Annotated in this window: 14 protein-coding genes; 10 read left to right on the forward strand and 4 right to left on the reverse strand. The window is 42.9% G+C overall.

Features of this window, described 5'->3' with window-relative positions; translation table 11 throughout:
* The first annotated feature begins 129 nt into the window (after window positions 1–129).
* Both ABJF11_RS02555 and ABJF11_RS02560 read left to right on the forward strand, forming a co-directional pair.
* Window positions 130–660, forward strand: a complete 531-nt coding sequence (locus tag ABJF11_RS02555; RefSeq protein ID WP_348117851.1) for a DUF2911 domain-containing protein — start codon at window positions 130–132, stop codon at window positions 658–660.
* A gap of 157 nt (window positions 661–817) precedes the next feature.
* Window positions 818–1,750 (forward strand): DUF1571 domain-containing protein, encoded by a 933-nt coding sequence (locus ABJF11_RS02560; RefSeq protein ID WP_348117852.1) that lies wholly within the window; start codon window positions 818–820, stop codon window positions 1,748–1,750.
* Between the two features lie 62 nt (window positions 1,751–1,812).
* Here the strand turns inward: ABJF11_RS02560 and ABJF11_RS02565 are convergent, their stop codons facing one another.
* Window positions 1,813–3,000, reverse strand: coding sequence for an acyl-CoA dehydrogenase family protein (locus ABJF11_RS02565; RefSeq protein WP_348117853.1), 1,188 nt, complete (start codon window positions 2,998–3,000; stop codon window positions 1,813–1,815).
* Between the two features lie 295 nt (window positions 3,001–3,295).
* Between ABJF11_RS02565 and ABJF11_RS02570 the strand changes: the two genes are divergently transcribed.
* The 5 genes from ABJF11_RS02570 (at window position 3,296) to ABJF11_RS02590 (ending at window position 9,149) form a co-directional block, all read left to right on the forward strand.
* The gene (locus ABJF11_RS02570) at window positions 3,296–4,258 is read left to right on the forward strand and encodes a tryptophan 2,3-dioxygenase family protein (RefSeq protein ID WP_348117854.1); all 963 of its coding nucleotides are present in this window, start codon (window positions 3,296–3,298) and stop codon (window positions 4,256–4,258) included.
* Window positions 4,259–4,266: 8 nt separating this feature from the next.
* Window positions 4,267–6,108 (forward strand): hypothetical protein, encoded by a 1,842-nt coding sequence (locus ABJF11_RS02575; protein WP_348117856.1) that lies wholly within the window; start codon window positions 4,267–4,269, stop codon window positions 6,106–6,108.
* 9 nt (window positions 6,109–6,117) lie between these two features.
* Window positions 6,118–7,686 (forward strand): FAD-dependent protein, encoded by a 1,569-nt coding sequence (locus ABJF11_RS02580; RefSeq protein ID WP_348117858.1) that lies wholly within the window; start codon window positions 6,118–6,120, stop codon window positions 7,684–7,686.
* The gene (locus ABJF11_RS02585; protein ID WP_348117859.1) at window positions 7,673–8,050 is read left to right on the forward strand and encodes a CoA-binding protein; all 378 of its coding nucleotides are present in this window, start codon (window positions 7,673–7,675) and stop codon (window positions 8,048–8,050) included. The genes ABJF11_RS02580 and ABJF11_RS02585 overlap by 14 nt, the downstream gene beginning before the upstream one ends.
* Window positions 8,051–8,120: 70 nt before the next feature.
* Window positions 8,121–9,149, forward strand: a complete 1,029-nt coding sequence (locus ABJF11_RS02590; protein ID WP_348117860.1) for a DUF4421 domain-containing protein — start codon at window positions 8,121–8,123, stop codon at window positions 9,147–9,149.
* 58 nt (window positions 9,150–9,207) lie between these two features.
* On the opposite strand, the gene ABJF11_RS02595 is transcribed toward ABJF11_RS02590, so the two are convergent.
* Genes ABJF11_RS02595 through ABJF11_RS02605 form a run of 3 tightly spaced genes read right to left on the reverse strand, consistent with a single transcriptional unit; the run spans window position 9,208 to window position 10,900 of the window.
* On the reverse strand, window positions 9,208–9,621 hold the full coding sequence (locus tag ABJF11_RS02595) for a Dabb family protein (protein WP_348117862.1): 414 nt from the start codon (window positions 9,619–9,621) through the stop codon (window positions 9,208–9,210).
* A 7-nt stretch (window positions 9,622–9,628) separates the two neighbouring features.
* Window positions 9,629–10,093: a hypothetical protein gene (locus ABJF11_RS02600; RefSeq protein WP_348117863.1), complete on the reverse strand. Its 465-nt coding sequence runs from the start codon at window positions 10,091–10,093 to the stop codon at window positions 9,629–9,631.
* A gap of 6 nt (window positions 10,094–10,099) precedes the next feature.
* Window positions 10,100–10,900, reverse strand: a complete 801-nt coding sequence (locus ABJF11_RS02605) for a DUF3179 domain-containing (seleno)protein (protein ID WP_348117864.1) — start codon at window positions 10,898–10,900, stop codon at window positions 10,100–10,102.
* Window positions 10,901–11,010: 110 nt separating this feature from the next.
* On the opposite strand from ABJF11_RS02605, the gene ABJF11_RS02610 reads away from it, so the two are divergent.
* Genes ABJF11_RS02610 through ABJF11_RS02620 form a run of 3 tightly spaced genes read left to right on the forward strand, consistent with a single transcriptional unit; the run spans window position 11,011 to window position 14,194 of the window.
* Window positions 11,011–11,757: an outer membrane lipoprotein-sorting protein gene (locus tag ABJF11_RS02610; RefSeq protein WP_348117865.1), complete on the forward strand. Its 747-nt coding sequence runs from the start codon at window positions 11,011–11,013 to the stop codon at window positions 11,755–11,757.
* A complete protein-coding gene (locus tag ABJF11_RS02615) occupies window positions 11,754–12,983 on the forward strand; it encodes an FtsX-like permease family protein (protein ID WP_348117867.1) in 1,230 nt (409 codons plus the stop codon). The genes ABJF11_RS02610 and ABJF11_RS02615 overlap by 4 nt, the downstream gene beginning before the upstream one ends.
* A complete protein-coding gene (locus ABJF11_RS02620; RefSeq protein ID WP_348117869.1) occupies window positions 12,980–14,194 on the forward strand; it encodes an FtsX-like permease family protein in 1,215 nt (404 codons plus the stop codon). Before ABJF11_RS02615 ends, ABJF11_RS02620 begins: the two co-directional genes overlap by 4 nt.
* The last annotated feature ends 1 nt before the right edge of the window (window position 14,195 follow it).

The following is a 14,195-nucleotide window of genomic DNA, read 5'->3' on the forward strand; positions in this document are numbered from 1 at the left end:
AGCCATTGGATTTATTTTTACATCGATACTTGGCCCGAATGGTCAATTTAAATACATATTGAAAATCTTTCGCAACTCATCCTCTTCAATTGGAGTACTTATCCTATCTATACTCTAAATCAACAACTAATGATAAAAAAGATTCTTTGGGTGGTCGGTGCAGCCGTCATTCTCTTTGCCGTAGTAGTCATCTATCAAATAGCGACCACCAAGAAGCACAGTCCTGCAGCCACTGCCGAACTGAAAACCGACAGGTATAATATAAAAATAAACTACTGTAGACCGTACAAAAAGGGTCGGGAAATTTTTGGTGAAATGCTCCCATACGATACCTATTGGCGTACTGGGGCAAATGAACCAACGATCATCACCTTTTCTTCAGATTTTAGTTTTGGGTCTACCATCGTCCCGGCAGGCAGCTATAGACTTTATACTGTCCCGAGGGAGACAGAATGGGATGTTATTCTAAATGCTGAGACTGAGAAATGGGGATTATGGGAGCCTGATTATAATCTTGATATTGCAAAAGTTACGGTGCCGGTACAGGTAGCCGATACGCTGACCGAACAGTTTCTAATCGAGATTTCATCTTATAATGAAGGGGCCAAACTGGCTATGGTTTGGGATCTGACCAAAGTAGTGGTCAACATAAAAATCTAAGAAAAAGTCAGATCGGTGCAACTTTTTACCAAGGGAGTACATCTAATAAGTGTACTCATAATAAACTGGGTCAGAGGAGACGCTTCTGAACCCCAATGGTCAAAAACAGTTAAAAATAAAGCAGGCTTCACTACGGTGAGGCCTGTTTTGTTTAAGTATGGATGCTACTGCAGTGAATAATTATATAGCTTGTGGCCTCAAACTAAATCAGGTGGTCTATACGGCCAAAAAAATACATATGGTCAGAACAATTTTTGCATTACTTATGATTGTCCCTTCTTTGACTTCCTTCAAATCTTCGGATGAACCGACTGGGTATGAAATAGCCAAACAGATGTTTGAAAAAACTGCAGAAATCAATTCTTTGACTTATACCATTACTAAACAAGAGCGAATAGAAGGGGAGGTGCTCAAGCAGGTGTCTTTTACCAAAATGCAAAAGAGCCCATATGCGGTCTATCTCAGACAGGCTTTTCCTAACGATGGTATGGAAGTCCTCTATGTCCAGGGATCAAACAACGACAAGGCGCTAATCAATCCCAATGGTTTTCCGTGGCTCAATCTACGATTGAATCCTCACGATGGTATCATGCGAAACAATCAGCATCACACCATATTCCAATCTGGGTTTGATCATGTGGTGGCGATTTTGAAATACTTATGTAGTAAGTATGAAGATGAGTTGGACGAAATGGTCTTGTATAATGGTGAAGTCATGCAAGACGGACGCAAAGGTTTGTCCATTACCTTCGTCAATCCATACTTCGAGTACATAGAGTATGAGATCTCAGCCGACGAAACCATAGAAGATGTGGCTGATCGATATCGGTTGAGCGCTTATATGATTCTGGAAATAAACCCTAAAATAAAAGATTACGAGGATGTAAAACCCGGACAGGTCATTATGATCCCTAATGACTATTCTCCAAAGTTGAATTTAGTCATCGACTCCGAGCAGTATATTCCCTTGAAAATGGAAGTAATTGACACACTTGGTCTGTACGAACAGTATGAGTATTCGGATGTTGTGATCAACCCAGACCTGAAAATGCAAGACTTTTCTGAGGAGAATGAGGCGTATGGTTTTTGAGAAATAAAAAAGGGTTAACAAACAAAGTTTGATAACCCTTCCTGACAATTTCTACATTTATTTTATTTGAAAGCTGGGATTCCAGTGATTTCCTGCCCCAGGATCAACAGGTGTATGTCATGTGTGCCCTCATAAGTCACCACAGACTCTAGATTCATCATATGTCTCATCATTGGATATTCGCCTGTGATGCCCATTCCGCCATGAATCTGACGCGCTTCTCTTGCTATATCAAGGGCTGTAGCTACCGCATTTCGTTTGGCCATGGAGATCATAGGAGTGGTAGCTTTCCCATCTTCAAACATTTTACCAAGTTTCCAATTGAGCAACTGAGCCTTTGTAATCTCAGTAAGCATTTCGGAAAGCTTCTTTTGAATCAGCTGAAAAGAGCCGATCGGTTTATCAAACTGAATACGTTCCAGGGAGTATCTTCTGGCAGAATCATAACAATCCATGGCGGCGCCTATGGCTCCCCAAGCGATTCCATATCTGGCAGAATCAAGACACATCATCGGAGCACCTAAGCCACTTTTGTTGGGGAGTAAATTTTCTTTAGGAATCTTCACATTGTCGAAGACAAGCTCTCCGGTGCAGCTCGCACGAAGCGACCACTTGCCGTGCGTCTCAGGAGTTGAGAATCCTTCCATGCCTCGTTCTACGATCAGCCCATGAATTCTTCCTTCTTCGTTCTTAGCCCAAACCACGGCCACATCTGCTTTCGGTGCATTGGATATCCACATTTTAGCTCCGTTGAGCAGATAGTGATCGCCCATATCTTTGAAGTTGGTCACCATGCCACTTGGATTAGAACCGTGATCAGGTTCTGTCAGGCCGAAACAACCGAGCCAATCTCCTGACGCTAACTTCGGGAGATATTTCATTCTTTGCTCCTCCGAACCGAATTTGTAGATAGGATACATCACAAGCGAACCCTGCACAGAGGCAGTAGACCGCATACCCGAATCTCCTCTTTCTATTTCCTGCATAATTAGACCATATGAAATATAGTCCATACCTCCGCCACCATATTGAGTAGGGATCGTAGGGCCAAATGCTCCGATATCACCAAATTTTTTGACCATCGAATATTCGAAGTGGTTTCTTTCAGCCCAGTCTTCAATATTTGGAGTAATTTCTTTTTTTACAAAATCCCGAACAGAGCCACGGATCATCCGATGCTCTTCTGTGAGTAGGTCGTCTAATTGATAAAAATCCGGAGATTCGAATTCGTCAGTGAAATTTGATTTCATAAGAAGGGCTATTGTTTAATATGTTCTAAAATCAATAATAAGGGCTCAAAATATTACTCATTCGTGTAATAATGAAATTTTGCCTTTGTAATCTGTGATTCCCTGATAAACATGTCAAAATCGTATCATCGACCGAGCTCAATCCCTGGCAGTGGCTGGAATAGCCGCTATCCGATTAAGTTTTTTATGATAATCATCAGGATTCCGCATACTTTGTCCGATAATTACTTTTGTTGTTTATGGGTTATTCAAATTTAGGCGCAAATTTACATTATTAAACAACAACAATACCTACATGGCAAATTCGAATTTTGACGATAAGATAATTAACCAACTTAGGCAGTTGGAAGAAAAATATGAAGCGATGGGGCAGGACTTGTCCTCCTACCTGGATGGCTTACTGCACGCCGACTATCTTACCTATTGGGACTATATCCATCTGGATACACTACTCAGTCTCCAAACCCCAAAAACTCAGTTTCCTGACGAAAAGATATTTATTATCTATCATCAGATCACGGAGCTCTATTTCAAGCTGATACTCAATGAAATCGAGCAATTGGCATTTGATGATGGATCGGATGCTGATAAGTACCTGCTACGAGTCAATCGCATCAATCGATATCTTCTCCACCTGGTGGACTCTTTTGATGTAATGATCGATGGCATGGATCAAAAACAGTTTCTTGATTTTCGTATGTCGCTCTTACCAGCTAGTGGTTTTCAATCGGCTCAGATCAGAATGTTTGAGATCTCTTGTACAGATCTGATCAATCTGGTAGACGAGGGACAGAGGGCATCAATGGATTCCAACAATCTGGAGCAGATGTATGACCATCTCTATTGGAAAAGAGGAGCAACCGAGCTTGCTACAGGTAAGAAAACGTTGACCTTAAAGCAGTTTGAAGCAAAATATTCGGAACAATTTCTAAAGCTGGCAAATAAGTATAAGCTGGATAATATTTGGAAAAAATTTGATACCAGCTATAAATCTGCTCCAAACAAGGATGAGATTATTTCGGCACTCAGAAAACTGGACCAGCTATCCAATGTACAATGGCGTCTGGCTCATTATAAATCAGCTGTAAGATACCTGCAACGCGATCCGGAGGTCATTGCAGCCACTGGCGGTACCAATTGGCAAAAATACTTACCACCAAGATTTCAAAGAGTAATTTTTTTCCCGGCACTGTGGAGCGAAGAAGAGAAAGGAAATTGGGGGAAGAATTGGGTGGAAGAAACAATTTTTAAGAAGTAGATCACAATTTGAAAGTATACTTATTCATAGGGTTATTTTTTTCGGCCAGTACGATATTCGCTCAGGGAGTTGTGTTGCGGACCTACTATGATCAAGAGAAAACAGTCGTAAAAGAAGTATTCACTGTACGTGATACCATTTCAAATCAACTCAATGGGCCATATACTTCCTATTATCTTTCAGGTATCAAAAAGGCTGAAGGTTTTTATGCCGGGAATAAGGCCTCTGGGAATTGGGTATATTATTTTGAAAATGGAAAAATAAGACAGACCGGATCATTTCTTCATGGTAGGACTGTAGGTATATGGTCTGATTATTTCGAAAACGGAAACCTTAGATCCGAAGGTATTCTTTCCAATGGAAAAAAGGTAGGGCAGTGGTCATACTACTATGAAGCAGGCAGCCTGAAAAGTGAAGGTCAGTATGACCAGGAGGTAAGAGTCGGTACCTGGAATTACTACTACGAAGGTGGGGGGATGAAGGCGCAAACACTCTTCAACCAAGGCAGCGGCATATATAAAGAATTCTACTCTTCGGGCAAGTTGAAAATGCAAGGATTGAACAAGTCAGGTAAGAGCGATAGTCTTTGGGTATACTATTATGAAAGTGGAGAAAAAATGGCCGAAGGCTACTACAAGCAAGGACTCAAAACCGGCCCGTGGAAGTATTTTTACAAGAATGGTAAGGTGTCGGCCGAAGGTGGATATGAAAAGGGACAGACCCTGGGCAACTGGATCTACTACTATACCGATGGATCCAAAAGCGCTGAAGGCTTGCAAAAAAACGGGTCGAAAGACGGCTATTGGAAGATGTTTTACGAGTCTGGCGAAACTAAAGGGGTAGGCGAATTCGATGAAGGAACTGGCGACTACAAAGAATATTATATCAGTGGAAACCTCAAAGTATCTGGCAGTTTCAAAGGAGATGTCAATAATGGTAAGTGGACTTACTATGACGAGGAAGGAAATATAGAAGGAGTTGCAATCTTTGATGAGAGCGGAATTGGAGACTACGAAGGCTACTATATCAATGGCCATGTGAAAATGAAAGGGCAGCTTTCAGAAGGTAGACGTATTGGCGAATGGACTTTATTCAAAAAGAATGGAGAGGTGGCAGGCACATATTTACCAGTATACGGAGAAAATAATCCTGTTTTCATGAAAAGCGAAGCGTTTGCCAAGCAAGCAAGAGATGAGGAATACGACAAGCCCGAATACAAATTTAAAAATAGAAAATCTCGATATTTCACTTCCAGAGTCAACGAATACAAGGGGGTCATCTTTGGTTCCAATCCATTGTATTCCGTTCTCGGGTATATGCCGTTGGCGGTAGAGTATTATTTGCAAGAGCGTCAAGGGTATGAGCTGATTTATACCTATCACCGAAAACCGTTTTTTGAAGGCCATCAAAAACAGGCAACAGGAGACCTGTTCACTACAGGATCTAGTTTGGTGATAAGACAAAAGTTTTATAGCAAAGATCAGACCTTCGGGATGTTTTATTTTGGGCATCTGGTCGGTGCAGATTTTCTCAAACATGGCACGAATGTGAGCGAAGGCGGCACCTTAGCCACTCATGAGGTAAATGCTAACGAAAATCGATACTACTATGGAGTCTTCATCGGGGACCGCTGGCTCAAAGACCCGGCCAATGCCGGATTGACTATAGATGTCTATCTAGGAGTAGGGATCGGGCGGAGATCCTTCTCTCCGCAATATACAGGGACTGTCTATGACCCCTATTTCACAGAAGTCAATCAAACTGGCCAGTACATACCCATCTTCTTTGGAATAAATATTGGCTATCTGGGATTCAAAAAGACCAAGAATCCGATACCTTCGCCCCGATAATAGCACGGCATGAACAAAATCCTAAAATACAGGCTGAAACCAGAGATTGCGCTGGATGAAAATAACCTGAAAGCCTTTATCTCTCCCAAAATCAAGGATGGAGCGAATTGGAAACTTTTGAAAAGATCTATCGATGCTCGTAGTCGTAAGGTTTCGGTAGATGTCGAAATAGGACTGTATGCCGACGAAAAAGACCCTTGGGCAATCGACTATCAAAAGCCTGACAACGAAGTCAAGAATGCCAGACAGATTATCATAATCGGTACAGGTCCAGCGGGACTTTTCGCCGCCCTCAGATGTTTGGAATTAGGTGTGAAACCAATACTTTTCGAACGAGGCAAGGATGTCAGAGATAGACGACGTGATCTGGCCCGAATCAATAAAGAGCATATCGTAGACCCCGATTCCAACTACTGCTTTGGCGAAGGAGGCGCCGGTACCTACTCAGATGGCAAACTCTACACCCGCTCCAAGAAACGCGGTGATGTGCGAAGGATCCTTGAGATCCTGGTAGTGCATGGCGCAAGTGAGGCTATCCTTCAAGACACCCACCCACACATCGGTACCAATAAGCTACCTAAGGTGATCTCCGACATGCGTGAAACGATAGAATCGAGAGGGGGAGAAATTCATTTCAACAGCCGTGTAGTAGATTTTATTTTGAAAAATGGAGAAATAAAAGGAATCGAATTGGCTGACGGGCGCAAGCAAGAAGGAGAAGGGGTGATACTCGCTACAGGTCATTCTGCCAGGGATATTTTTGAACTCCTTGAAAAACATAAGATTACCATAGAATCTAAGCCTTTTGCCCTGGGGGTAAGAGTAGAACACCCCCAGCAGCTGATTGATAGGATTCAGTATCACTGCGATACACGTGGTGAATTTTTGCCCGCGGCGCCCTATGCACTGACCACTCAGACAGACATCAATAAAGTCAGACGAGGCGTATTCTCCTTTTGCATGTGTCCAGGAGGGTTTATTGTGCCATCTGCCACGGCACCAGGCGAAGTAGTGGTCAACGGAATGAGTCCATCAAAGCGAGACTCGAAATATGCCAACTCCGGAATAGTTGTGGCTGTCGAAAAAGAGGATTTGAAAGAATATCAGCAGCATGGCAATTTCAGCGCACTTGCCTTCCAGTCCGAGATCGAGAAAAGAGCATGTGAGGTTGCTGGTGGACAGCAAAAAGCACCTGCACAGCGACTGACTGACTATATTGGCAATCGCAGATCACAAAACTTGCCAGAGAGTTCTTACCAGCCCGGCCTTGAGTCCTGTCTGCTTTCGGATGTGCTACCGGCATCAATAGATCAGCGGCTAAGGATTGGGTTTAAGGATTTTGGCAAAAAATCAAAAGGGTTTGTTACCAACGAAGCAGTGGTCGTTGGTGTGGAAAGCAGGACCTCGTCGCCTGTACATATTCCAAGAAATAGTGATACATGGGAACATATTCAACTAAAAAGGTTGTTTCCGTGTGGAGAAGGCGCTGGATATGCTGGAGGTATTATGTCTGCAGCTATAGATGGAGAAAAATGCGCTGAAAAATTAATTGAAAAATATATAAATGCCGGAAAATAACAATCTCACGCTAGTCATGGGTGCCTCTGCCAACCCATCCAAATATGCCTACCTGGCAGCCTATCGACTCCATGAACGTGATAAACCGTTTATACTGCTGAGTATCAAACCTGGTGAATTGTTGGGTCAAAAATTCCTGAATTTAGCCGACAAACCTGCGATAGAGCACGTGCATACTGTGACACTATATATCGGAGCGATCCGACTGGCCGAATGGCAGGATTATATTCTGAGCCTCAAGCCAAAGAGAATAATATTTAATCCAGGAACCGAAAATATGGCGTTGGCTGACGCTGCCAATGCGCTAGGTGTAGAGACAGTATTCGGCTGTACGCTGGTCATGCTCGGTACAGGTCAATATTAACTTAGCTAGGAAAAACCTCATAGAGGTATTATTTTTAGGGGAGTATCCTTTATGACATAGCCAAAAAAACTTGCAGAGACTTCAATTCGTATTTTACTTTTTTCTATTACCTCTCTTTTGCCTGGCGCAGAAAAACGAATACGGTAGGTTTGAGACTCGTCCGATCGACGATCAATACATAATCGATTACTCGGACCTGCTCTCAGTGAAGATTTATGGAATATTAAAATCTAACACTATCGCGCACGTCAATTATCAAACTGAGGCGAGGGTAGACTATAAACCAAACGAAAACTTCAATATTGGATTTGGGATAGGCTACAAGTGGTTTGGTGCAGATCTGGCCTTCAACTTTTCAGGAGTAAATAGTGACGATGATACTTTTGGAAAGACTAAACGATTTGATTTACAATCAAACATCTACACTAGAAAATTCGCAATAGACGTGAATTGGCTCAAGTATAAGGGTTATTATGGATCCAATCCTGAGGATTACCGAACCAGTTTTGATCCGGATAACCCCTATCCAATCCGGCCGGATATAAAGACTGTCAACATTCGAATCAGCGCCTTGTATATTTTCAAACATGATAAATTTTCCTACAGAAGTGCCTTCACCAATAACGAGCGGCAGATTAAGTGGGCGGGGTCCTTTCTCGCTGGCCCATTCTTTAATTATTATAAGATGAATGCAGACTCCAGCTTGTTGCCCCTGGAGGCCAGACCCAATTTTGACACGAGTGTTGATTTTCGAGGTACCCAGTATATCAATTATGGTATCGCTGGAGGATATGGACATAATTTTGTAGTAGCCAAAAGAATCTATTTGTCGATGACTGCTGTGATAGGACTTGGCCCGGAGATCAAAAAGACACCAGCCAGAAATGGGCAGCGAGCAGAGACCGAAGCCAAACTCACCGGGCAGCTGGCCACTCGGTTTTCTATCGGGTACAACTCCGAAAAAACCTTCCTGGGCCTGGCAGCCGTAGGCGTGTTTTCTGGTTCGAGAGAAGAAGAAGACTATTTGGAGAGGAGCGTGAGCAATTTGAAGATATTTATAGGCCGGAGATTTAACCCACCCAAATTCTTGAGGAGGTAATCAGGCAATTGGCGCAAACGCAGCGGAGAGAATTATCAAAATTTAATTCTGTTGCATTTTATTTTAATACTTCAGTTTCCTCTAGCTGGTTCATAGAGTCATAAATCAATACTCTCTTCCAAAGGTGCTTGCAATCATTCAGAAACTGCTTATGTGCGGGCTCCACTTGATATTTATCCTGTGCCTCCTTAGAACCAAAAGTAACAATAAGACAGAAGGTGTATGAATTGTCAACCACCTCGCGGTCGGTAAGCGCAGGCACCCCCAAATGTGCAGATCTAATGTACTCAGAGTTCTCTATCAATCGTTTGAGGCCTAGCTCAAGCCGAGTCTTGTCCGATTCACTATCTGGATTATGAAGCCAAATCAGAACGGTATGGGCAAATTGGCCGCTGATTATATCTTTATTTTTCACTGGTTCGCATGCCAGTAGACCAGTGGTGATAAAAAAGAGGAGGATAAGATTTTTCATAGTTCAGTCAGTATTGTGTAGATATATAATGTGCTATGGTACGCAGCCTTTTGAGATTAAGTATGGATATAATCGTACCCAGTAATATAGTGATTGGAAAATAAATGAAGCCTGCAATATTGCCCTCCACCTCTCCTGCCCACATGAGAAATGTCAACAACCCGATGGTTTGAAAAGCTTTGCGTTGAGCAAACACTTCCAGACTGAACCAGAAATTCATTTTTATTTTTGACGCCAGTTTCCAGCGGTGATAGGCAAAGCGCAGAACAAAAATCAGTAGTAAGCTCACCACATATATGGGCATGTTGATCAATGTCACGTTGGTACTAGTATCGATATACCATCCCTGTCCCGTACAGATTAGATAGGCTAGCACATTGTAAAAAGGGTGCCCGAATATCGCTCCAATGAGCCAGAACCATGTGATTGGTTTTACCTCAGATATGGCTTTTTCATAGCTAGTTCGATGCATAGGAGGTTATTTTGAAAATTGCTGAACAATTGACACCACGTCGTCGTATTTTGCCCAATGAGTGGGTCGTTCGAAATCCTGTCCCGAAGCCAGGACAACTACATCCGGGTATTTTTCTTTCACATCCGTCCACTTCAAATCTTCCCAGTACTGTTCGTCCATTTCTTGGAGGCGGACCCCTTCTAGCGGTCCTGATACAGCTTTTCCGGTCAGTGGCCACCACAGGCTTTCAGTCTCTCGATCCCATAGGACAAATCCATCCAATCCCTCCCATACTTCGGGATCAAAATAGGTATAGCCGCTGAGGCCGAAGGTGAGTAGTCTATCACCATAGTTGCGATTATAGATGGCACCCAAATCAGCTAAAATACAATAAGCAGCCATGATTGGCAGGCCTCCCAGACTGTCATTGACCACCTCATGCCTAGTCAGATCAGGTACAGAGTAGGCCTTGGTCTCACCATTGTAGGACCCAACCAGAAACCGGGTGGTATCAGACCAAATAGAATCAGCCGCCGCTAAGGTGATGAATTCGGGAGCGAGTAGTGCAGGAAATGCTTCTCGACCTATACCGTAGTGAAACTGAGCTTCTTTGAGGGTTAGATTCGAAATGTCGAAATGTGTTGTGCTATCCTCTCCACCATATAGCATTCGGGTATTGTTTTGATCAAAAAACTTTCCGTCATCGGCAGAAACGGGACGTCCAGTGGCTACTGACTCCTCTACAATAGCCTTCTCCTCTATGGCCTTTTTTTCTCCGCATGAAACACAGAATGCAGTCAGAATAAGTAAATAAGCTAGTTTCATTTTTTTTAACCCAAGATAATGTAAAATGCAGAAAAAAAGTGATCGATTTTGTGAACCTTTTTCAACCATAATCGACTAAATACTTAGACAAAATGTAGTAAATTAATCTTATGATCAAATTGACTCAGCTGCTACTGATTGGGCTACTTTGTAACCTCTCTCTACTCGCACAAGACCCCTCCGAAATTATCCAGAAATCACTTGACAAAGTCAATGGCAAAAGCAGCCAGGGCGAAATGGAAATGACCATTGTCAGACCACGATATACACGAACCATGACCATGAAGTCCTGGAGTCTGGGCAACGGTTACTTTCTGATCTATATCACTGCGCCAGCGAGAGACAAGGGACAGGTGTTTTTGAAGCGCCAAACAGACATGTGGAATTGGATTCCCAACATTAGCAGAATGATCAAATTGCCTCCTTCCATGATGGGACAAAATTGGATGGGCTCAGACTTTACCAATGATGACTTAGTGAAAATGAATAGCCTCGCCGAAGATTATACACACAAGTTGCTGGGAGAGGAGCAAGTGGACGGATTGGAGTGCTACAAAATAGAATTAGTTCCTAAACCCAACTCTTCTGTGGTCTGGGGCAAGATCAACCTTTGGATTGCGAAGGAGGAGTATTATCAAATGAAAGGAGAGTATTTTGACGAAGACTTCGAATTGATCAACACTATGGAGGCTTCAGAAATCACCCAATTCGATGATCGAAAGCTACCAGCCAGACTGGTCATGACCCCATTGAACAAGCCTGGTAATCAAACCATCATGGTCAATAAGAACCTGAAATTCAGTACTGACCTTCAAGAAGACTTCTTTTCTCAGCAAAATATGAAACGCGTCAGATGAAAAAGAAGATAGTCCTGGCCTGGAGGAACCTCTGGCGAAATAAGAAAAGAACCTATATCACACTGGCGTCGGTCACGTTTGCCGTAGTAATTGCGACGATGATGAGAGGCTTGCAGCTTGGGACCTATGACAAAATGCTCAACGATGCCATCAAATCCACTACAGGTCATGTGGCGCTTATGGACAAGCTTTTCTGGGAGGATAAGACCTTACTCAATAGCATGGAATTTTCATCTGATTTGGAAAATGCGTTAAAAACAGATGAGAATCTTGACTATTACGTGCCTCAGCTGATTAGTGGGGCACTGGTATCTTCCGGTCCGCATACTCGTGGGGTCATGGTACAGGGCATTGATCCTAAGATTCAAAGCCGCCAACTTAATCTCGCAGATAAAATAATCGCTGGAGAATACCTTTCTAAAGAAGATGAGCAGGTGCTGATAGGCAAGGAGCTGGCACAATTCTTAAGAGTAGAAGTGGGAGACACGGTTGTGCTTCTAGGTCAGGGATACATGGGAGTGACTGCCGCAGGCAAGTATCCTATCAAAGGTATTTATGATCACCCGATGGCAGAATTCAATAAAAGACTTGTCTTCCTGCCGCTCTCTACTGCGCAGTACCTCTTTTTTATGGATGGGCGCTTGACCAATATCAATTTGGTGCTCAAAGACAATGAAACCGTAGAGGCAACGCAGAACTACTACCGCTCGAAAATGGATACCACCTGGCTCGAAGCCAGAGGGTGGCGGTTGATGAACAAAGAGATTCTCTCTGGGATAGAGTCAGACAATTTTTTTGGTAAAATCATGATAGGTATTTTGTATATGGTGATTGGGTTCGGACTCTTTGGAACTATTCTCATGATGACGATGGAACGAAAAAAAGAATTTTCAATCATGATTGCCATTGGCATGAAACGAACCCGTCTGCTCATTCAGGTGATTTTAGAATCAATAATGATAGCTGGTATTGGTGCGTTGGCCGGCCTTATTATCAGTTTTCCTGTGGTGTATTTCTATTACCTCAACCCAATCCCGGTACCTGAAGAAAGCGCCGAAATGTATAGACAGTTGAACATGGAACCCTTTCTGCAAATATCAATCAAGCCCGGATATATGGTATTGCAGTTTGCCATAGTACTCGGTGTGAGTATTCTGGCTTCGGTGATCCCATTGTACAACATCATGAAATTTAATATTGTGGATATAATACGAGGAAGACAATGATCACATCACTCGCTTGGCGCAACGTATGGAGAAATAAAACTCGGAGCTTCGCAGTTATCCTGGCCTTGACCATGGGGCTTTTTGGAGCACTTTTTATTGCCAGTATGTCCAATGGCATGGTTGATAAGTGGATCAAAAATGCAATCGAAAATGAAATCTCTGATATTCAGATTCATGACAAACAATACCTGATCATGGAAGAGCTCGGACTCACTATGGATGAATCAGCTATGGCTGCGACCCTTAGTAAGAATGAGAACATCCGCACATTCACCTCCAGAATAAAAACTGATGCCATGGCCATGACGGCCAATAACAGCACGCAAGTAAGCTTGATTGGGATCGACCCAGAGCGAGAAAAGGAAGTGACGACGGTACATACTTATCTCATTGATGGGGAGTACCTGGAGTCGACCTCTACATTCAAACCCATCATCATTTCTGAACGACTCGCAGAAAAATTGAAAGTAAGACTGAAGTCCAAAATCATTTTTACTCTGGCCGATCAAACTGGAAATATGGCTTATGAGAATTTTAAAGTCAATGGCATCTTCGATACCAATAGCACCATGTTCGACGATCGAAATGTTTTCGTAAGGAAATCTGATTTACGCAAAATCCTGAAGTTGCCAGAAGGCCAGGCGCATGAAGTGGCGCTGAGAGTGAAGGATCCTGAGGCACTTTCAAGCACCGTGTCTTTGTTGCAGCAGACTTTTTCGGATTACAAAACTCAAGATTGGAAGGAGATCAATCCCACGCTGAGTATGAGCGGATCTATGATGAGCCTCTTCAATTATATCCTGGTAGGCATTGTGCTGATCGCTTTGATATTCGGAATTATCAATACCATGCTTATGGCGATTCTAGAGCGGACTAAAGAAATCGGGATGCTGAGATCATTGGGAATGAGCAAGAAAAAAATCGCCAAAATGATCACGCTTGAAACGATTTTTCTTTGTCTAGTTGGCGGTATCGTAGGCAACCTGCTTGCGTTGGTTTCCATCGAATATTATGGTCAGGTTGGCATGCACTTCGAAAGCTTCAAAGAAGGCATGGAGCAGTTTGGTATGTCCGCCTACATCTATCCCAAACTAGACTATAGCTTTTACCTGATCATTACATGCATGGTGATATTTACCGCTGTGCTGTCTTCTATATTCCCAATCATTAGAGCCTTTAAGTTAAACCCCGCATTAGCCATAAGAGATTAAT

It is taken from the genome of Reichenbachiella sp. (genome assembly GCF_039941815.1).
Taxonomy (GTDB): Bacteria; Bacteroidota; Bacteroidia; order Cytophagales; family Cyclobacteriaceae; genus Reichenbachiella.